Genomic DNA, 19742 nt, shown 5'->3' with positions numbered 1-19742 from the left:
CGACGGCGTGAGCGGTGCGCTGTCAGGTGGAGCGGGGACGAACGGTGGTGCGGGGGGTCAGGCGCCGAGTGAGGGGAGCACGACGGCGTCGACGTAGGCGCTGAGGAAGGCGTGGTCGACCGGCTGGTCGTCGACCAGCGGGCGGGCGACGAACGCCCCGATCAGCATGTGCGGGACGAGTTCGAGCGCCGGGTTGTCCGGGTCGATCTCGCCGCGTCGGACCGCACGGGCGAGGACCTCGCCGAAGCCGTTCAGCTCGGGTTCGATGAGCAGCTCGCGCAGGGCCCGGTGCAGGTCCGGGTTGTCGTGGACGGCATGGGCGAGACCCCGCATCAGCGCGGTGTCCTTCTCCATCTGGCAGTCGTCGGTCAGCGCCATGAGGGCCTGGAAGTCGCCGCGCAGCGAGCCGGTGTCGATCTCGGTGAGGTCGACGGGCTTGTTGTGGCGCAGGGCCCGGGCGACCAGCTCCGGCTTGCTCCCCCACTGGCGGTAGAGGGTGGCCTTGCTGGAGTGGGTGCGGGCGGCGACGGCGTCCATGGTGAGGGCGTCGTAGCCGACCTCGCGGAGGAGGTCGAGCACGGCCGCGTACAGCTCGGACTCCCGCTCGGGAGTGAGTCTGCTGCGGGCCATCCTGGACCTCCGGGCCGAACGAAACGGTTTCGTACTCTTCGTACGGTACGAAGGTACCCCGCCGCCCAGCGAAACGAAACCGTTTCGTACGTGTCCTGGGCCACACCCTCCGTCCACAGGTGTCTCCGGATCCCGTGGTTGTCCACAGATCCGCCGGTACGGGTTGCCGCGCCCCCTCCGCGCGGAAAGCATGAACGCGTGAGTGACGACGTGGCCTACCTCCGCTTCCCGCACCTCCACGACGACCTGCTGTGCTTCACGGCCGAGGACGACCTCTGGATCGCCCCCCTCGTGCCTGAGGGGCACCGCCCGGGCCGCGCCTGGCGGCTCACCGTCGACCGCACCCGAGCCGGGCACCCCCGCTTCTCCCCGGACGGGCGGCACATCGCGTACACGAACTGGCGCAGCCTCGACCCCGAGATCCACCTCGTGCCGGTCGACGGCGGCCACGCCCGGCAGCTCACCCACTGGGGGTCCACCGACACCCGCGTCTGCGGCTGGTCGCCCCCCGACCCGAGCGGCCGGTCCGACATCCTCGCCGTGTCCTCGCAGGGCCAGCCCTTCTCGTACTTCTCCTGGGCGTACACCGTCGCCACCGACGGCTCCCCCGGCGGCCGGATGCCCTGGGGCCCGGTCTGCGACATCGCCGTCCGGGACGTCGGGGGCGAGCGCCGCACCCTCCTCCTCACCGGCACCCCGCCGCACGAACCCGCCGCCTGGAAGCGGTACCGGGGCGGCGCCACCGGCCGGCTGTGGCTGCACGGGGAGCGGCTGCTGCCCGACATCGGCGGCCACCTCGCCGACCCGATGTTCGTCACCGACCCCGGGACGCCCGAGGGGTACCGGATCGCCTTCCTCTCCGACCACGAGGGCGTGGGGAACGTCTACTCCTGCCGCCCCGACGGCACCGGCCTGCGCCGCCACACCGACCACGCCGACTTCTACGCCCGGCACGCCTCGTCCGACGGCCGCCGCATCGTCTACCAGTGCGCGGGCGAGCTGTGGATCGTGGAGGACCTGGCCGCCGGCGCCGTGCCCCGCCGCCTGGAGGTGCGGCTCGGCGGCCAGCGCGCCGGCCGCCGCCCCTACCAGCTGCCCGCCGCCCAGCACGTCGACGCGCTCTCCGTCGACGAGACCGGCCGGGCCAGCGCCGTCGGGGTGCGCGGCAGCCTGTACTGGCTCACCCACCGCGACGGACCCGCGCGGGCCATCGCGGACACCCCCGGCGTCCGCGTGCGGCTCCCCGAGATGCTCGGCAGCGGCGGACAGATCGCCTACGTCACCGACGCCGAGGGCGAGGACGCCGTCGAGATCGCCTCCCTCCCCCGGGCCACCGGCGACCGGCCCCCGCGCCGGCTCGCCGCCGGGGAGCTGGGCCGGGTCGAGGAGCTGGTCGCCGACCCCGAGGGCGAGCGGCTCGCCATCGCCTCGAACGACGGCCGCCTCCTCCTCGTCGACGCGACGGAGGAGACCAACGGCGAGGTCACCGAACTCATCCGCTCGGTCAACGGCCCCGTCCGCGACCTCGCCTTCTCCCCGGACGGCGCCTGGCTCACCTGGTCCCACCCCGGCATCGGCCGCTCGCTGCGCTCCATCAAGCTCGTCCGCATCTCCGGCCCAGGAGCGCGCACGGTCATCGACGTCACCAACGGCCGCTTCGAGGACGAGAACCCCGTCTTCACCAGCGACGGCCGCTACCTCGCCTTCCTCTCCTGGCGCGGCTTCGACCCGGTGTACGACGTCCACACCGGCGACCTGTCCTTCCCGCTCGGCTGCCGCCCCTACCTCGTGCCGCTGTCCTCCGCGACGCCGTCCCCCTTCGCGCTGCTGCCCGACGGGCGCCCGGCCGCCGGCGGCATGGACCCGGCCGACGACGGCGCCGACAGCGGCGACGGCACGGTCACCGTGGAGATCGAGGGCCTGCCCGACCGGGTCACCCCCTTCCCCGTCGCCGCCTCCAAGTACTCGGCGCTCTGCCCGGTCTCCGGCGGCGGGCTCGTCTGGCTGCGCTGGCCCATCTCCGGCGCCCTCGGCGAGACCTTCGCCAATCCCGCCGACACCTCCGGCCGCCCCACCCTGGAGCACTTCTCCGTCGTCAAGGCCCGCCGCACCGAACTCGCCCGCGACCTCGACTGGTTCGCCGTCAGCGGCGACGGCAGCCGGCTCGTCGTCTTCGACGAGGGCGAGCTGCGGGCCGTCCCCGCCACCGAACCCGCCGACGGCGACTCCACCGTCTACCTCGACCTGCGCCGCATCCTCCACGACGTCGACCCCGGCGCCGAATGGCGCCAGGCCTACGACGAGGCCGGAAGGATCGTCCGCTCCTACTTCTGGGAGCCCGGCATGGGCGGCGTCGACTGGACCGCGATCCTCGACCAGTACCGGCCGCTGGTCGAACGGGTCGCCTCACCGGACGAGTTCGCCGACCTGCTGCGCGAGGTCATGGGCGAGCTCGGCACCTCCCACGCGTACGTCACCCCCGCCCGGCGCAACGAGGGCCCGGCGCACTACCAGCGCCCCCAGGGCCTCCTCGGCGCCAACCTGGTTCCCCGCGACGGCAGTTGGGTGGTGAAGCGGATCCTTCCCGGTGAGTCCTCCGACTCCAAGGCCCGCTCGCCGCTCGCCGGCACCGGCATCCGCGAGGGCGCCGTCCTCACCCACGTCGACGGCCGGCCCGTCGACCCCGTCGCCGGCCCCTACCCGCTGCTCGCCGGCACCGGCGGCACCACCGTCGAGCTCACCTTCACCCCGGCCGGCGGCGAGGGCCGCTCCCGCCGCGTCGCCGTCGTCCCCCTCGTCGACGAACGCCCGCTGCGCTATCAGGACTGGGTCGCCAAACGGCGGGCCGTCGTCCGCGAACTGAGCGGCGGCCGGTGCGGCTACCTCCACATCCCCGACATGGGCGGCTCCGGCTGGGCCCAGTTCAACCGCGACCTGCGGATGGAGGTCTCCCGCCCCGCCCTCATCGTGGACGTCCGGGGCAACGCCGGCGGACACATCAGCGAGCTCGTCGTGGAGACCCTCACCCGCAAGATCATCGGCTGGGACCTCACGCGCAACGCCCAGCCCGTCAGCTACGCCTCCAACGCCCCGCGCGGCCCGGTCGTCGCCCTCGCCGACGAGGCCACCTCCTCCGACGGCGACATGATCACCGCCGCGTTCAAGCTGCTCGGCCTCGGCCCCGTCGTCGGCCAGCGCACCTGGGGCGGGGTGGTCGGCATGACCGGCCGGCACAAGCTCGGCGACGGCACCCAGATCACCGTCCCGATGAACGCGGCCTGGTTCACCGAGTGGGGCTGGTCCGTGGAGAACCACGGCGTGGAACCCGACCTCTCCGTGCTGCGCACCCCCCTCGACTGGGCCGAGGGACGGCACGCGCAGCTCGACGACGCCGTCCACCGGGCCCTCGCCCTGCTCGACCGGACCCCGGCGGCGAGCCCGCCCGGCTACGACGCGGTGCCGGACCGCTCCCGGCCCGCGCTCCCGCCGAGATCGAGCTCGTAGGCGGTGCCGAGCTCGCCCGTCTCCAGGACCACGCCGCCCACGGCACCGAAACCGGCGCGGGCCAGGACCGCGCGGGAGGCGTCGTTGCCGTGGGAGACGACGGCCGTCAGCCGGCGGAGCCCGTACTCCTCGGCGGCCCGCCGGATCACCTCGCGCACGCCGTACGTGGCGAGCCCCCGGCCCGTCGCCTTCTCGGCGAGCCGGTAGCCGAGCTCGGCGGTCCCCGCCTCCGGGTCCACGTCGTTGAGGTTGATCCGGCCCAGCACCTCGCCGCCCTCGGCGACGAGCACGTGGAAGTGGAGCTCCCCGGCCTCCTGGGCCTCGACCAGCTCCCGGTGCCGGGTGTCGAAGTCGGCGAAGTACGCGTCGCCCCGGTCGGGCACGCGGCCGGCGAAGAAGGCCCGGTTCTCGGCCTCGAAGGCGAGGACGGCCGGGGCGTGGTCACTGCGGATGCGTTCGAGTGCGACGGACATGCGGCGAGCGTACGGAGTACGGGGCCGGGACGCCCGCGAGTTACGGCAAGCTCCCGTGTGTGCATGCGCACACGCGCGGAGGGCGCACCCGGCGTCCCGGGTGCGCCCTCCGTCACAGGACGGCGTCAGGAGTCGCGACCGGTGCGCTCCCGCAGCTCCCGCTCGGCGCGCTCCTTGGCGTCCTGGGCGCTCTCGCGGCCCTGGGTGGCGCGCTGGGACGCCTCGTCCTTGGCGTCCCTGCCCTTGCCCGTGGCCTGCTTGGCACGGTCGGCGAGCTCCTGCGCCTTGTCCTGGAACTGGTCCTTGATGCCCATGAAGAGTCACTCCTAGAAGGGTGTGAGGGGGGCGGGGCTGCGTGCCCCGGGGCCTCGACCAGCCTTGCACGAGCGAACATTCCACGCATTTCGATCAGTCACCGTGCGTGTCGGACGCCGTCAGGCGCGCTCCCTCCGGGCGTGCTCGTCGGCCGCGCCGCCCGCGCCCACCAGTCCCTTGGAGACCGTGGAGAGCCGGGGCTCGAAGCGGGCCACCTCGCGCTTGCCGACGCTCGCGATGACGCCGGGCAGGTAGCCGCGGATCGACTGCATGCCGCGCAGCCACCACTGCGCGTACACGTGGGCGGAGCGGCGCTCGATGCCCTCGACGATCCGGTCGACGGCGGGGCCGAGCGGGTAGGTGCGGTTCGACGGCCAGGGCAGCCGCTGCCTCAGCTCCTTCATCACGTCGTCCTGGTCGGCGCCCCGCACCATGTCGGTGTCGGTCCAGGAGAGGTAGCCGACGCCGACCTTCACGCCCTTGTAGGCGACCTCGGCGCGCAGGCTGTGCGCGAAGGCCTCGACGCCGGACTTGGAGGCGCAGTACGCGGTCATCATCGGGGCGGGGGTGATCGCGGCGAGCGAGGCGATCTGGAGGAAGTACCCCCGGGACTCCATGAGGACCGGCAGGAAGGCGCGGCCGGTGACCGCCCCGCCGATGAGGTTGACCTCGATGACCCGCCGCCAGGCGACCGGGTCGGACTCGACGAACGGGCCGCCCGCCGCGACGCCCGCGTTGGCGACGACGATGTCGACCTTCCCGAAGCGCTCCTTCACCTCGGCCGCGACCCGGGCCATCGCCTCGTGGTCGGTGACGTCGGCCTCCCACCAGTCGGCCTCGGTGTGCAGCCGGCCGGCGACCTCCTTGAGGAGTTCGGGCTCCAGGCCGACGAGGGCGATCCTCGCGCCGCGCGCGGAGAGCTTGCGGGCGAGGAGCTCGCCCACGCCGCGGGCGCCGCCGGTGACGACCGCGACCTGTCCTTCCAGGCTGACCCTGCTCATGCCCCTGCCTCCTTGCTGGTCGGGTGCGCTCCGAGGTACGTGAGCGTCAGTTCGCGGATCTGGGCGGTGACGGCCTCCGGGGCCTCGACCGGCGTCATGTGGCCCATGCCGGCCAGTTCGGTCAGGCCGGTGCAGTGCGGCAGGGCCTCGGCCATGGCCCGGGAGTGGACCGGCGGGGTGAGCCGGTCGGCGGTGCCGACGAGGACGGCGGCGGGCACCCGCAGCTCGCGCACGGCCGCCTCCAGGTCGAGCCCGGCCAGCACCTGCGACCAGCCGTACCGGGAGGGGCGCGGACAGGCGTGCACGATCCGGGCGCAGGACTCGACCCGGTCGGGCGCCGACCCCGGTCCCATCGTCGCGTACTTGAGGACCTTCTTCGAGATGCCGTTGACCGGGCCCAGCGGCGCCTTGGAGCCGAGGACGGCGCCGGTCAGCCGGGTCCGCAGCCCGCCGGGGCCGAGCGGCACCACGGTCGCCTCGGAGGTGAGCCTGGACGGGCCGGTGGAGCAGAGCAGGACGGCGGCGGCGTGCTGGACGAAGCCGGGCCGGCCGGCCGCCGCCATGATCGTCATGCCGCCCATGGAGTGGCCGGCGACGACGGCCCGCTCGCCGGGGCCGAGGGTGGCCGCGAGCACGGCCTCCAGGTCGTCGGCGAGCGCGGTGGTGGAGTAGCCGCCGGGGGCGGGGACCGGGGAGCGGCCGTGGCCGCGCTGGTCGTAGGCGACGACCCGGTGGTCGGGGGCGAGCGCCCGGATCTGCTCGGCCCAGAAGGCGGTGGAGCAGGTCCAGCCGTGGGCGAGGACGACGGCGGGCGCGCCCTCGGGGCCGTACACCTCGGTGTGCAGCTCGGCGCCGTCGGCGGAGCGGACGGTGAGGGTGCGGGGGGCGGGGAGGCCGATCACGAGGCGGCCTCCTTCTTCCGGGCGGGACGGGCGGTGGCCCTGACCGGTGCGGGCGCGCGGACGACCTCGTACTCGGAGAGGTCGACCTGCCGGGTCTCGCGGCGGAACTCGCCGGTGGTGCCGGGCCACAGGGTGGTGTTGCGGCCGTTGGCGTCGAGGTACCAGCTGTCGCAGCCGCCGGACTTCCACACGGTGCGCTCCATGCGCTGCTGGACTTTGCGGTTCCAGGCGCCGACGGCGGAGGGACGGACGGCGAGGGCGGCCCGGCCGCCGAGGACGTTCAGCTGGCGCAGGTAGTCGGCCATGTAGTTCAGCTGGGACTCGATCATGAGGATCATGGAGGAGTTCCCGAGGCCGGTGTTGGGGCCGATGATCGTCATCCAGTTGGGGAAGCCGGCGGCGGTGGCGCCGCGCAGCGACTCCATGCCGTCCTTCCAGTGCTCGGCGAGCGAGCGGCCGTCGGCGCCGATGACGCGCGGGGCGATCGGCATGTCGGTGACCTGGAAGCCGGTGCCGAAGATGATCGCGTCGACCTCGGTCTCGGTGCCGTCGGAGGCGACGAGGACGCTGCCGCGCACCTCCTTCAGGCCGGGGACGACGTCGACGTTGGGCTGGGCGACCGCGGGGTAGTACGTGTTGGACAGCAGGATCCGCTTGCAGCCGATGCGGTACGAGGGGGTGAGCCTGGCCCGCAGCACCGGGTCCTTGACCGCCTTGGCGATGTTGGCCTTGGCCAGCTTCTCGACCAGGCCCAGCTCGCCGGGGTGCTTGGTGAAGGCGCCGACCTGGAGTTCGCGGATGCCCCAGAGGAGGCCGCGCCGCACGGTGGCGGTGACCGGCAGCCTGCGGTGGAGCCAGCGCTCGGGGCCGCTGATGGCGCGGTCCATGCGGCGCATGACCCAGGGGGGCGTGCGCTGGAAGAGGGTCAGTTTCCCGACCTCGGGCTGGATGGCGGGGACGATCTGGATGGCGGAGGCGCCGGTGCCGATCATGGCGACGCGCTTGCCCCGCAGGTCGTAGTCGTGGTCCCAGCGGGCCGAGTGGAAGACCTTGCCGGGGAAGCCGTCGAGTCCGGGGACGTCCGGGATCTTCGGGTCGGAGAGCGGGCCGGTGGCGGAGACGACGACGTCGGCGGTGAAGGAGCCGGAGCTGGTCTCGATCCGCCAGCGCAGCGCCTCGGCGTCCCACTCCATCCGCAGCACCTCGTGGTTCAGCCGCAGGTGCGGCCTGATGCCGAAGGTGTCGGCGACGTGCTCCAGGTAGGCCCGGATGTGCCGCTGGCCGGAGAAGGTGCGGGGCCAGTCGGGGTTGGGCGCGAAGGAGAAGGAGTACAGGTGGGAGGGCACGTCGCAGGCGCACCCGGGGTAGCTGTTGTCCCGCCAGGTGCCGCCCACCGAGTCGGCCCGTTCCAGGACGACGAAGTCGGTGATCCCCTCGCGGCGCAGCCGGACGGCGGCCCCGAGCCCACCGAACCCCGATCCGATCACCGCCACCCGAACGTGCTCGTGCTTCGCCATGCCGCCTCCCGTGCGCCCGGCCAAGATTCCGCCAGCAATCACTGGCACAGTCGGGACTGTAGAGCAGCTCCATACCGAGCGGTAGGGGTACGGCGAGGGAAAGTTACCGGCGGTACAACATAGGCTGGCGGGCGTGGCAGAACGATCAGGGCACCCACCCCACGAGTACCGGATGGCGGAACTGGCCGAGGCGGCCGGCATCACCGTCCGCACGCTCCGCTTCTACCGCGAGCGCGGCCTGATCCCGCCGCCGCGCCGCGAGGGCCGGATCGCCTGGTACGACGAGCGGCACCTGGCCCGGCTGCGCACCATCGCCGCCCTGCTCGAACGGGGCCACACCCTCACCGGCATCGCGGACCTCACCACGGCCTTCGAGTCCGGCCGGGACGTGGGCGAGGTCCTCGAACTCGGCACCCCCACCGAGGAGGAGCCGGTCCGCCTCACCCCCGGCGAGCTCGCCGACCACTTCGACGGCGAGGTCACCCCGGAGAACCTCGCGGCGGCCCTGGACCTCGGCTACCTGGCGACGGACGGCGAGGAGATCGTCCACGTCAGCCGCCGGCTCCTCGACGTCTCGGCGGCCCTCGTCCGCGAGGGCGTTCCGCTCGCCGAGGTCCTGAAGGCCGGCGCCCGGGTGCGCGAGCACGCCGACGCCCTCGCCGAACTCTTCGCCGAGGCCCTGGGCCCGCACGTGCGGGGCGGCGACCTGAACCGGCTGCGCCCCCTCGCGAAGAGCGTCGTCGACGCCGAGCTCTCCCTCGCCCTCGACCGCCGCCTGCGACCGGGGGACGCCTGAGCCCGCGCCCCCGGCCGTGGGCCGGGAGGCGCGGGAACCGATCGGGCAGCGGCGGGCCGGGGCCGGCCTACAGGTCGTAGACGGCCGTCACGGGCGCGTGGTCGCTCCAGCGCTCCTCGTGGGTGGCGGCCCGCTCCACGTAGGCCTTGGCGGCCTTCGCCGCGAGGCCGGGCGTGGCCATGTGGTAGTCGATGCGCCAGCCCGAGTCGTTGTCGAAGGCGCGGCCCCGGTAGGACCACCAGGAGTACGGCCCCTCCAGGTCCGGATGGAGGGCCCGCAGCACGTCCACGTACCCGCCGTCGGTCCCCTCCAGGACGCGGGTGAGCCAGGCGCGCTCCTCGGGCAGGAAGCCCGCCTTCTTCTGGTTGAGCTTCCAGTTCTTCAGGTCGGCCTCGCGGTGGGCGATGTTCCAGTCGCCGCAGACGACGACCTCGCGGCCCTCGGCGGCGGCCCGGACCCGCAGCTCCTTCAGGTACGGCAGGAACTCGCCCATGAAGCGGTACTTCTCGTCCTGGCGCTCCGTCCCCTCCTGGCCGGAGGGGAGGTAGAGGCTGGCGACGACGACACCGGGCAGGTCGGCCTCGACGTAGCGGCCGGAGCCGTCGAACTCGGCGGACCCGAAGCCGACGCGGACCGCGTCGGGCTCGCGCCGCAGGTAGAGGGCGACGCCGGCGCGGCCCTTGGCGGCGGCGGGGGCGAAGGCGGTGAACCAGCCCTCGGGGCTCCGCACCTCGTCGGGGAGCTGGTCCTCCTCGGCGCGGACCTCCTGGAGGCACACGGCGTCGGCTGAGGTCCCCGCCAGCCACTCGACGAAGCCCTTCTTGGCGGCGGCGCGGAGGCCGTTGACGTTCGCGGTCGTGACAGTGAGCATCCCGGGAGAATACCGACAGCCGCAGCTCGCATACACGTACGATTGCGGCCATGCACATCCAGCCGACGCCGTACGACCACCCCGACGCGGTGAAACTCCAGGACGCGGTGCAGGCCGAATACCGGATCCGCTACGACGGCGAGGGCGACGTCACTCCCCTCGACCCCGGCATGTTCGTCCCGCCGCAGGGCCTCTACCTCCTCGCCTACGACCCCGAGGGGCTCCCGGTCGCCAGCGGCGCCTGGCGCCGCCAGGACGAGAACGAGGAGGGGTACGCGGACGGCGACGCCGAGCTGAAGCGGATGTACGTGGTCCCCGAGGCGCGCGGCCTGGGCCTGGCCCGCCGCATCCTCGCCCTCCTGGAGGACGACGCCCGCGCCGCGGGCCGCACCCGCATGGTCCTGGAGACCGGCACGGCCCAGCCCGAGGCCATCGCCCTCTACGCCTCAAGCGGCTACGAGCCGTGCGTCAAGTTCGGCCACTACCGCGACTACGACAGCAGCCGCTGCTTCGCGAAGCCGCTGCGCTGATCCCGCCGCCGGTGCGGCGCGCTCCTCCGGGGGCGCGCCGCACCGGCGCGTCCGGGCACAAAGCAAAGATCCCGGTCAGTCTTCCGACTGACCGGGATCTCGTCACTTGTGGACCTGAGGGGATTCGAACCCCTGACCCCCTCGATGCGAACGAGGTGCGCTACCGGACTGCGCCACAGGCCCCTGCGACGTGTGAAACATTAGCACCCCGGCCGCCGAGAAGAAAAATCGCTTACGCCGCAGGTCAGATGAGGCCCCGTTCGGGACTCCCGTCCGCCGGGTCCGCTCATTCGTTGGCGGCGCGGGGGCGCTCGTCGTCGTGGTCGGCGTACTGGTCGAAGAGCGGGGTGCGGCCGTGGTCGCGGCCCCGGCGCGGCGGCGCCTGGCGGCGGCGCGGGGCCGGGGAGGCGGCGGGGGGCTGCTCGGCGGTGGAGGAGCGGGCCGCGCTCCAGGTCTCCGGGTCGGTGACGTCCACGCCGTTGGAGGCGCGCGGGGCGACCGGCGCGGTCACGTACGTGGGCAGCGGCACCGGCACCGGGTCCCAGCTGTCGCCGCGGGCCGGGCCGCGCTCGCGCTGCTGGTCCACCCACTCCGCGTGGTCGGTCTGCTCGACGAGCGCCCGCCGGTCGGCCTCCTGCGGGGAGACCGGCGGCGCGGGCGAGGGCTCCGGCTCGGGCGACGGGGCGGCGGCGGCCCGGCGGGTCTCGCGGAGCCGGGCGGCGGCGGCCTCGGCGCGACGCCGGTCCATCACGTAGACGAAGCGGCGGCGCTCCTGGCCGCGCAGGTGCACGATGTAGGCGCTGAGCAGCACGGCGGGGACGCCGGGCGCCCACAGGAAGGCGACGCCGCCGACGGCGGCGACGACGGCCCCGAGGGTGAAGGCGGAGAAGAGCACGATCGTGGTGCGCCGGCGGCGGGCCAGGGCCTTGCCGCGGCGGGCCCGCTCGGCGGCCGTGCGGGGCGCCGGGGCGGCCTCCGGGGCGGGCGCGGGCTCCGGCGCCGGTTCCGGCTCGGGGAGTTCGAGGCGGGCCTCGGTCCTGGCCGGAGGCGCGGAGAAGGCCCGGACGTCGACCGAGCTCAAGTGCTCGGTCGCCGCGTCCGGGTCCACGTCGGTCGCCGCCTCCGGGGCCGTACGGTCCCGCTCGCGGAGCTCCTTGGCGTACCGGCGCTCCATGCCCGCCCGTCCGGAGAGGAGCCGGATGGCGGTGCTGAAGCGTTCCGTCGGACGGGCCTCGTTCAGCTCGTCCTGCCTGCGGAGCCACATCGGCACCAGGTAGGCGGCCCAGGCCCCGACGATGACTGCGTAGATGAGGCCGCTGCTGCTCACGCCTCACACGGTAGAGGGGTTCTCGACGGGGCATCGGCCAATTGGCCCGGTGTGTCGCACGATCTGGCTGATATCACTGAACTTTTTTGTGATTGTTCAGATCGATTGGTGTTCATATGCCACTGGAATTCGAACAGTTATGTGAATAGCGCAGGGGTGGACCTTCCGGTGACGCCCCGTCGGGTTCCACCTCACGCGGCGTCCCGGCGGCGCGTCCGGTGCCAGCGGGCCAGCAGCCCCTCCGGGACCTCCTCCGCCGTCAGCGCGAAGACCAGGTGGTCCCGCCAGGCGCCGTCGATGTGCAGGTAGCGCGGCCGCAGCCCCTCCTCGCGGAAGCCGAGCTTCTCCACCACCCGGCGCGACGGGCCGTTCTCCGGCCGGATGCACACCTCCATGCGGTGCAGCCCGACCGTCCGGAAGCAGTGGTCGGTGGCGAGCGCGACCGCCGTCGGCATCACCCCGTGCCCGGCGACCTCGCTGTCCACCCAGTACCCCACGTGCCCCGAGCACATCGAGCCCCAGGTGATCCCGGCCACCGTCAACTGCCCGGCCATCCGGCCCCGGTACTCCACGACGAACGGCAGCATCCGCCCGGCGTTCGCCTCCGCCCGCAGGTGGCGCACCATCTGACGGTACGTGGGACGCCGGCCGGGCGGCATGCCCGGAGCGGGCGGCGGGACCGTCGCCTCCCAGGGGCGCAGCCACTCGCGGTTGCGGCGGTTCACCTCCCGCCACTCCCTCTGGTCCCGCATCCTTATCGGCCGGAGCAGCACGTCTCCGTCGACGAGGACCACCGGCCAGGCCGTGGTCATGACGCCGGGCCCGCTTCCGCCGGTCTCGGGTGGTCGCCGCCCCGGATCTGGTCCACGGCGTGCCGCAGCAGCGGCTCCAGGACGGCGAGGCCGTCCCGCACCCCGCCGGTCGAGCCCGGCAGGTTCACGATCAGCGTGCCGCCCGCGACCCCGGCGAGACCGCGCGAGAGCGCCGCCGTCGGCACCTTCTCCCGGCCGTACGCCCGGATCGCCTCCGGGATGCCGGGGATCTCCCGGTCCAGCAGGCGGGCGGTGGCCTCGGGCGTCTCGTCGGTCGGGGAGATCCCGGTGCCGCCGGTCGTGAGGATCACGTCGTACCCGGCCTCGACGCCGGCGCGGAGGGCCGCCTCGACGGGCGCCCCGTCCGGCACCACCCGGGGGCCGTCGACCGCGAAGCCCATGGCCCGCAGGCCCTCGGCGACCAGCGGGCCGCCCTTGTCCTCGTAGACCCCGGCGGAGGCCCGGTTGGAGGCGGTGACGACGAGCGCCGCGTACGGGGCGGGCGGGGCGCCCCCGGCGCCCCCTGTGAGGGACTCCGGAGCGGGTTCCGCGTGGTCGTGCGCGCCCGCGACCCGGCCGCCGCGCGTCACGCCTCGTCCCGGGTCCAGTGGCCCGACTTGCCGCCGGTCTTCTCCTCGACCCGCACGTCGGAGATGACCGCGCCCTTGTCGACCGCCTTCACCATGTCCACGACCGTCAGCGCGGCCACCGAGACGGCGGTCAGGGCCTCCATCTCGACGCCCGTGCGGTCCGTGGTCCGCACGGTCGCCAGGATCTCCACGGCCTCGTCGGTGACCGACAGGTCCAGCGTCACCCCGGAGACGGCCAGCGGGTGGCAGAGCGGGATGAGGTCGGGGGTCTTCTTCGCGCCCATGATCCCGGCGATGCGGGCGGTGGCCAGCGCGTCGCCCTTCGGCACGCCCTCGCCGCGCAGCAGCTCGATCACGCGCGGCGAGACGAGCACCCGCCCGCTGGCGCGTGCCGTGCGGGACGTGACGTCCTTCGCCGATACGTCGACCATGCGGGCGGCGCCCGCCTCGTCGATGTGGGTGAGACCTTGCTGCGTGCTCATGGCCGTGACACTCCCGGTCGCTGTGTGGGACTGCACCGTACCCCCACCCGCTCCCCCTCAGCCGAGGAGGACCACGTCCAGCTCGTCGCCCGGCTCCGCCCCGTCCCGGTCCTCCGGGACGACGAGCAGGCAGTCCGCGTGGGCGAGGGCGGCGATCAGGTGCGAGCCGGCACCGCCCACGGGGGTGACGGTGCCCGACTCGGCGTCGTACGTCCCCCGGAGGTACTGGCGGCGGCCCGGCGGCGAGGTGAGGGCGGCATCCGTCTTCAGGGCCGCGCGGACCACCGGGCGGTGCAGGTCCTCCAGGCCCATCAGGGCGCGGATCGCGGGGCGGACGAAGAGCTCGAAGGAGACGTACGAGGAGACCGGGTTGCCCGGCAGGGCGAGCAGCGGGATCTGCTCGGGGCCGATCGCGCCGAAGCCCTGCGGCTTGCCCGGCTGCATCGCCAGCTTGCGGAAGTCGACCTGCCCGTCGGCGGTCAGGGCCTCCTTGACCACGTCGTAGGCGCCGACGCTGACCCCTCCGGTGGTGACGAGGAGGTCGGCCCTGATCAGCTGGTCCTCGATGGCGGCGCGCAGCGACTCGGCGTCGTCGGCGACGGCGCCGACCCGGTAGGCCAGGGCGCCCGCGTCCTTGGCGGCGGCGGCCAGCGCGAAGCTGTTGGAGTCGTGGATCTGGCCGGGGCCCAGCTCCTCGCCGGGCTGGACGAGCTCGCTGCCGGTGGCCATGACCACCACGCGGGGGCGCGGCCGGACCCGGACCGTGCCCCGGCCGATCGCGGCGAGCAGGCCGAGCTGCGGCGGCCCGAGGACGGTGCCCGCCGCGAGGGCGAGCTCCCCGGCCCGGACGTCGCTGCCGGCCCGGCGGACGTGGGCGCCGGCCTCGGCCGCGCGGTGCACCCGCACCTCGCCGGCGGCGCCCTCGGGGGCGGTGCTCGCGGCCCGCATGCCGGTGGCGGCTCCGCCGCCGGTGCCGCCGTCGGTCCACTCGACCGGGACGACGGCCTCGGCGCCCGGGGGCAGCGGGGCGCCGGTCATGATCCGGGCGGCCTGGCCGGGGCCGACCTCGGGCAGGCCGCCCGCGCCCGCGGCGACGTCGCCGACGACGGTGAGGACGGCGGGGAACTCCCCGGTCGCGCCCGCGACGTCGGCGACCCGCACCGCGTACCCGTCCATGGAGCTGTTGTCGAACGGCGGCAGCGCCGCCGGCACCGTCACGTCCTCGACGAGGACGCAGCCCTGCGCGTCGAGCAGCGGGAGCTCGATCGGGTCGAGCGGGCGGACCGTCGCGAGGACGTCGGCCAGGTGCTCGTCGACCGACCACAGGCCGCGCGCCGGTCCCGCGCAGGGGTCGCCCGGGCCGTGGCCGTGGGCCCCGTCGTCGCCGCGGCCGTGCTCCCGGGGCTCCCGGGACGGTGCCGTGTCGCTGCTCAAGGTGCTACATCTCCTCGTTGACGTATCTCCGGAGCCAGGCCCGGAAGTCCGGTCCCAGATCTTCACGCTCGCACGCGAGTCTGACAATGGCACGCAGGTAGTCGCCGCGGTCCCCGGTGTCGTAACGGCGGCCCTTGAAGACGACGCCGTGCACCGGTCCGCCGATCTTCTCGTCGCCCGCGAGCTTCTGGAGGGCGTCGGTCAGCTGGATCTCGCCGCCCCGGCCGGGCTCGGTCTCCCGCAGCGTGCCGAAGACCGCGGGGTCGAGCACGTAGCGGCCGATCACCGCGTAGTTGCTGGGCGCCTCCGCCGGCTCCGGCTTCTCCACCAGGTCCGTCACGCGCACCACGTCGCCGTCGACGGTCGCCTCGACCGCCGCGCAGCCGTAGAGGTGGATCTGCGCGGGGTCGACCTCCATGAGGGCGATCACGCTGCCGCCCTCGCGCTCCTGGACCTCGACCATCCGCGCGAGGAGGGGGTCGCGCGGATCGATGAGGTCGTCGCCGAGGAGGACCGCGAAGGGCTGGTCGCCGACGTGCGGGGCCGCGCACAGCACCGCGTGGCCGAGGCCGCGCGGGGCGCCCTGGCGCACGTAGTGCATGGTCGCGAGGTCGTTGGACTCCTGGACCTTGGAGAGGCGTTCGCCGTCGCCCTTGCGGCTCAGCGCCTCCTCCAGCTCGTAGTTCCGGTCGAAGTGGTCCTCCAGGGGACGCTTGTTCCGGCCGGTGATCATGAGCACGTCGGAGAGTCCGGCGGCGACGGCCTCCTCGACGACGTACTGGATCGCCGGCTTGTCGACGACCGGCAGCATCTCCTTCGGCGTCGCCTTCGTCGCCGGCAGGAAGCGGGTGCCGAGGCCGGCGGCCGGGATGACAGCCTTGCTGATCCGGCCGAGCCGGGGGAACGACTGATTCATGCAGGCACCATAGCCGCTGGGGAATGAGAGAAAGATGTGGCTCCGATTAACTTTCTCCCGATAAACCCCGTTACTGGAGATTCCTGAGGGAACGCTGTGCAGAAAGAGAATCCCGACTTGTCCGAAAAGGCCATCCTGAGGCGCCGGTTGCTGGACGCCCGCGCCGCCCTCTCCCCCGACGACCTCGCCCGCACCGCCGGGCAACTGGCCGGGCACGGCGCCGTCCTGCCCGAGCTGGCCGGGGCCGCCACCGTCGCCGCGTACGTCTCGGTCGGCCGCGAGCCCGGCACCCGCGCGCTGCTCGACGCCCTCCGCGTGCGCGGGACGCGGGTCCTGCTGCCGGTGCTGCTGCCCGACAACGACCTCGACTGGGCGGTGTACGAGGGGGCCGGGGCCCTGGCGAAGGCCGGCCGCGGCCTCCTGGAGCCGACCGGCCCGCGGCTCGGCCCGGACGCGGTGTGCACGGCGGACGCGGTGCTGCTGCCGGGGCTCGCGGTGGACGCGCGCGGCATGCGGCTCGGCCGGGGCGGCGGCTCGTACGACCGCGTCCTCGCCCGGCTCGCCCGCGCCGGGAAGGACCCGGCGCTCGTGGTGCTCCTCTACGCGGACGAGGTGGTCGCGCGGGTCCCGGAGGAACCGCACGACCACCCCGTGCACGCGGTGGTCACCCCGGAGGGGGCGACTCGTTTCGGCCGGACCTGATCACGGTCCTGGCGTTTTTCGGCCTTTCCCGATCACGGCCTGAGCGTCAGCGTGTCCTTCGCCGCCGCGTCGACCGCCGCCTTGCCGTAGGGCCAGTCGTACAGCTCGCCCTTGGCCCAGGCGTCCGTCTGGTCCGTGTAGTTGTCGTGGAAGGCGTGGCCGGAGGCCCCGGTCAGGTTGATCCACCGGGACTTGTCCCAGTCGCCGACGTTGACGACCATCCGCATCGACGGCACCCAGATGACCTCGTAGCCGCCGGCCGCGTTCCAGCCGGTCGCGTCGACCGCGGCCTCGCCGCCGCCGAGGTTCCACGGGCCGCGGTTCAGCAGCTGCTGCACCACTCCGGGACCGGCGGTGCCGAGCGTCTGGTTCTTCAGGGTCAGCTGGTGCAGCCGGCCCCAGCTCCAGGTGGAGACGTCCTTGCCGAGCTTGGCCGTCAGCTCCCAGCGGGCGTCCTTCATGGCCCGGGCGAGCAGCTGGTCGCGGGTCTCGGTGGCCGGGTCGGTGCGGGTGGCGGGGGTGACCCACCACTCGTTCTTCTCCTGCTTGAGGAGCGGGCGGACCACCTCGTACCAGCGGTCGCCGCCGTCCGGCTGCGCCGAGTCGGGGTCCCGCTCGCCGCACTCGCGGACCAGCTTGTTCTGCTCGTCGACCGGCCCGGTGGCGTCGACCGGGCGGACCATGACGCAGTCGCCCTCGGCGCGCACCTCCTTGGGCAGCTTGTCGCCGAAGGACAGCTTGAGGACGTTGCGCCAGACCGCGTTGAAGTACGCGGCGGCGGCCGAGTCGGGCTCCTGCGTGTAGTCCCAGCCCTCCAGGAGCTTCTGCGCCTCGCGGACGTACGGGTCGGAGACGTCGATCTTCAGCAGCAGCGGGTTGAGCAGCGTGGCGATCTCGCTGCGGTTGTCCGTCTGCATGGTCCGCATGTCGTCCGGCGAGATCTTGCCGCCGTCCTTGGTCTTCGACTCGATGAGGTCGTTGATCCGCTGGCTGCGGGAGCCGTAGCCCCAGTCCTTCGTGAGCAGGTCGTCGTACTGCTCCGGGGAGATCACGGCCTGGTTGGCGGTGACGATGTAGCCGCGGTCCGGGTTGTACTCGTACGGCAGCTGCTCGAAGGGGATGTAGCCCTTCCAGCGGTAGCGGGAGTCCCAGCCGGGGGCGGGCAGGGTGCCGTCGCCGGTGGCGCGGCGCGGGATCTTGCCCGGGGACTGGTAGCCGATGTTGCCCTTGGTGTCGGCGTAGACGAGGTTCTGCGAGGGGACCTCGAAGTTCTTCGCGGCGGCCCGGAACTGCTTGAAGTCCTTGGCGAGGTTGAGCGCGAAGATCGCGTCCATCGACCTGCCGGGCTGGAGGGCGGTCCACTGGAGGGAGACGCCGTAGCCCTCGGCGCGGTCGGGGGCGGAGTTGCCGACGGGGGCCTTCTGGCCGACCTTCTCCAGCTCGGAGGAGCGGTCGGAGACCAGCGGGCCGTGGTCGGTGGAGCGGACCGTGATGGTGCGGTTCGAGCCGCCGGCGACCTTGATGGTCTCCTCGCGGGTGTCGAAGGGCTTGGCCTTGCCGTCGACGAGGTAGCCCTCGGGGGTGACCTTCTCCAGGTAGAGGTCGGTGACGTCGGCGCCCAGGTTGGTGAGGCCCCAGGCGATCGAGTCGTTGTGGCCGATGATCACGCCGGGCATGCCGGAGAAGGTGTAGCCGGCCACGTCGTAGCGGCAGGTCGCCGAGACCGAGCGGCAGTGCAGGCCCATCTGGTACCAGAGGGACGGCAGCATCGGCGCGAGGTGCGGGTCGTTGGCGAGCAGCGGCTTGCCGGAGGTGGTGAGGTCGCCGGAGACGACCCAGGAGTTGGAGCCGATGCCGTTGCCGTTGGGGCCGAGCAGCGCCGGGACGCCGTCGAGGACGTCGGAGAGGCCGGAGAGCGCGGCGAGCTGGGCGCTCGCGCCGCCGGAGCCCGTACCCGTGCCCGTGCCCGTGCCGGAGCCGTCGCCGGCCGCCTCGTCCTTGCCCGCCGCCGGGTCGAACTTCTTCGTCACCGGGTCGACCGTGCCGCGGTCGAGGATCGGCTGGTGGAGGTCGTACGGGTACTCCGGGTACAGCTGCTTGATCTGCGCCGGGGTCAGCCGGCTGGTGAGCAGCGAGCGGTCGATCTCGTCCTGCATGTTGCCGCGCAGGTCCCAGGCCATGGCCTTGAGCCAGGCGACCGAGTCGACCGGGGTCCACGGCTCGATCGCGTAGTCGTTGGCGAAGGACAGGGCCGCGTACTCGACGGAGACGTCCTTGGCGTCCCGGCCCTTCAGATAGGCGTTCACGCCCTCCGCGTACGCCTGGAGGTACTTCTTCGTCTCCGGCGCCAGGACCTCGTCGTACTCCCGCTGCGCCACCTGCCGCCAGCCGAGGGTGCGCAGGAAGGCGTCGGTGTCGACCTGGTCCTCGCCGAACATCTCGGAGAGGCGGCCGGCGGTGAGGTGCCGGCGGACGTCCATCTCGTAGAAGCGGTCCTGCGCCTGGACGTAGCCCTGCGCGCGGAAGAGGTCGGTCTCGTTGTCCGCGTAGATCTGCGGGACGCCGTTGGCGTCGCGCTTGACCTCGACGTCGCCGGAGAGCGAGTCGATCCGGACCTCGCCGGTGGTCTGCGGGAACGAGGCCCGGACGGTGCCGACTCCCCACCAGCCGCCGAAGGCGACGGCCCCGACCAGCGCAAGGACCAGGAGCAGGACGATCAGGCGGGCGCGCCTGCCTTTCTTCTTGGCGGGAGGCGCGGTCGTGTTGGAGGGCATCGCTGTCCTTCGAGGGGCAGGGTGGTCCTGGAGTACGGGAGCAACCTTAGGCGCAGCGCCTGCGGGCCCTGGACTCGGTGTCAGGAAGGAACCGCACAGATGACCGCATCGGAGAACGGCCCCGCGCAAAGAAGGCGTCAAGAAAGCGTTAAAGATTAGGTAAGGT

18 protein-coding genes and 1 tRNA gene are annotated in these 19742 nt (G+C 73.4%); 4 read left to right on the top strand and 15 right to left on the bottom strand.

What is annotated here, in order from left to right; genetic code table 11:
• Positions 1-57: 57 nt before the first annotated feature.
• The gene (locus tag IE326_RS15035) at positions 58-630 is read right to left on the bottom strand and encodes a TetR/AcrR family transcriptional regulator (protein WP_150228706.1); all 573 of its coding nucleotides are present in this window, start codon (positions 628-630) and stop codon (positions 58-60) included.
• A 198-nt stretch (positions 631-828) separates the two neighbouring features.
• Between IE326_RS15035 and IE326_RS15030 the strand changes: the two genes are divergently transcribed.
• Positions 829-4134 carry a S41 family peptidase gene (locus IE326_RS15030; RefSeq protein ID WP_190041745.1) on the top strand — a complete coding sequence of 1102 codons (3306 nt, stop codon included), beginning with the start codon at positions 829-831 and terminating at the stop codon, positions 4132-4134.
• Here the strand turns inward: IE326_RS15030 and IE326_RS15025 are convergent.
• From IE326_RS15025 to IE326_RS15005, 5 genes are all read right to left on the bottom strand, one after another.
• Positions 4077-4607: a GNAT family N-acetyltransferase gene (locus IE326_RS15025; protein ID WP_190041744.1), complete on the bottom strand. Its 531-nt coding sequence runs from the start codon at positions 4605-4607 to the stop codon at positions 4077-4079. The two genes, IE326_RS15030 and IE326_RS15025, sit on opposite strands and share 58 nt — an antisense overlap.
• 125 nt (positions 4608-4732) lie before the next feature.
• Positions 4733-4921: a hypothetical protein gene (locus IE326_RS15020; RefSeq protein WP_150228712.1), complete on the bottom strand. Its 189-nt coding sequence runs from the start codon at positions 4919-4921 to the stop codon at positions 4733-4735.
• A 120-nt stretch (positions 4922-5041) separates the two neighbouring features.
• Entirely contained in the window at positions 5042-5923 is an 882-nt protein-coding gene (locus IE326_RS15015; RefSeq protein WP_150228714.1) for an SDR family oxidoreductase, read from the bottom strand.
• Positions 5920-6825, bottom strand: coding sequence for an alpha/beta fold hydrolase (locus IE326_RS15010; RefSeq protein ID WP_190041743.1), 906 nt, complete (start codon positions 6823-6825; stop codon positions 5920-5922). Before IE326_RS15010 ends, IE326_RS15015 begins: the two co-directional genes overlap by 4 nt.
• Positions 6822-8342 carry a flavin-containing monooxygenase gene (locus tag IE326_RS15005; RefSeq protein WP_190041742.1) on the bottom strand — a complete coding sequence of 507 codons (1521 nt, stop codon included), beginning with the start codon at positions 8340-8342 and terminating at the stop codon, positions 6822-6824. The genes IE326_RS15010 and IE326_RS15005 overlap by 4 nt, the downstream gene beginning before the upstream one ends.
• Positions 8343-8514: 172 nt before the next feature.
• On the opposite strand from IE326_RS15005, the gene IE326_RS15000 reads away from it, so the two are divergent.
• Positions 8515-9138 carry a MerR family transcriptional regulator gene (locus tag IE326_RS15000; protein WP_150232779.1) on the top strand — a complete coding sequence of 208 codons (624 nt, stop codon included), beginning with the start codon at positions 8515-8517 and terminating at the stop codon, positions 9136-9138.
• 67 nt (positions 9139-9205) lie between these two features.
• On the opposite strand, the gene xth is transcribed toward IE326_RS15000, so the two are convergent.
• On the bottom strand, positions 9206-10009 hold the full coding sequence (xth, locus tag IE326_RS14995) for an exodeoxyribonuclease III (RefSeq protein WP_190041741.1): 804 nt from the start codon (positions 10007-10009) through the stop codon (positions 9206-9208).
• A gap of 50 nt (positions 10010-10059) precedes the next feature.
• Here xth and IE326_RS14990 point away from each other — a divergent pair, with 50 nt between their 5' ends.
• A complete protein-coding gene (locus IE326_RS14990) occupies positions 10060-10539 on the top strand; it encodes a GNAT family N-acetyltransferase (protein WP_190041740.1) in 480 nt (159 codons plus the stop codon).
• Between the two features lie 109 nt (positions 10540-10648).
• On the opposite strand, the gene IE326_RS14985 is transcribed toward IE326_RS14990, so the two are convergent.
• From IE326_RS14985 to galU, 7 genes are all read right to left on the bottom strand, one after another.
• A tRNA-Ala gene (locus tag IE326_RS14985) sits at positions 10649-10722 on the bottom strand.
• A gap of 103 nt (positions 10723-10825) precedes the next feature.
• Positions 10826-11866 (bottom strand): divisome protein SepX/GlpR, encoded by a 1041-nt coding sequence (sepX, locus tag IE326_RS14980; RefSeq protein WP_150228736.1) that lies wholly within the window; start codon positions 11864-11866, stop codon positions 10826-10828.
• Between the two features lie 191 nt (positions 11867-12057).
• Positions 12058-12678 (bottom strand): GNAT family N-acetyltransferase, encoded by a 621-nt coding sequence (locus IE326_RS14975; RefSeq protein WP_150228738.1) that lies wholly within the window; start codon positions 12676-12678, stop codon positions 12058-12060.
• Positions 12675-13268, bottom strand: coding sequence for a MogA/MoaB family molybdenum cofactor biosynthesis protein (locus tag IE326_RS14970; RefSeq protein ID WP_150228740.1), 594 nt, complete (start codon positions 13266-13268; stop codon positions 12675-12677). Before IE326_RS14970 ends, IE326_RS14975 begins: the two co-directional genes overlap by 4 nt.
• On the bottom strand, positions 13265-13750 hold the full coding sequence (moaC, locus tag IE326_RS14965) for a cyclic pyranopterin monophosphate synthase MoaC (RefSeq protein WP_150228742.1): 486 nt from the start codon (positions 13748-13750) through the stop codon (positions 13265-13267). Before moaC ends, IE326_RS14970 begins: the two co-directional genes overlap by 4 nt.
• 57 nt (positions 13751-13807) lie before the next feature.
• Positions 13808-15184: a molybdotransferase-like divisome protein Glp gene (glp, locus tag IE326_RS14960; RefSeq protein ID WP_190041739.1), complete on the bottom strand. Its 1377-nt coding sequence runs from the start codon at positions 15182-15184 to the stop codon at positions 13808-13810.
• A 4-nt stretch (positions 15185-15188) separates the two neighbouring features.
• Positions 15189-16100 (bottom strand): UTP--glucose-1-phosphate uridylyltransferase GalU, encoded by a 912-nt coding sequence (galU, locus tag IE326_RS14955; protein ID WP_150228745.1) that lies wholly within the window; start codon positions 16098-16100, stop codon positions 15189-15191.
• A gap of 117 nt (positions 16101-16217) precedes the next feature.
• Here galU and IE326_RS14950 point away from each other — a divergent pair, with 117 nt between their 5' ends.
• The gene (locus IE326_RS14950; protein WP_190041738.1) at positions 16218-16802 is read left to right on the top strand and encodes a 5-formyltetrahydrofolate cyclo-ligase; all 585 of its coding nucleotides are present in this window, start codon (positions 16218-16220) and stop codon (positions 16800-16802) included.
• Between the two features lie 32 nt (positions 16803-16834).
• On the opposite strand, the gene IE326_RS14945 is transcribed toward IE326_RS14950, so the two are convergent.
• A complete protein-coding gene (locus IE326_RS14945; protein ID WP_190041737.1) occupies positions 16835-19576 on the bottom strand; it encodes a penicillin acylase family protein in 2742 nt (913 codons plus the stop codon).
• Positions 19577-19742: the final 166 nt, after the last annotated feature.

This window comes from Streptomyces filamentosus (assembly GCF_014654895.1).
GTDB classification, from domain to species: Bacteria; Actinomycetota; Actinomycetes; order Streptomycetales; family Streptomycetaceae; genus Streptomyces; species Streptomyces filamentosus.
The sequence above is the reverse complement of the archived record's forward strand: the minus strand, read 5'-3'. Positions and strand labels throughout refer to the sequence as shown.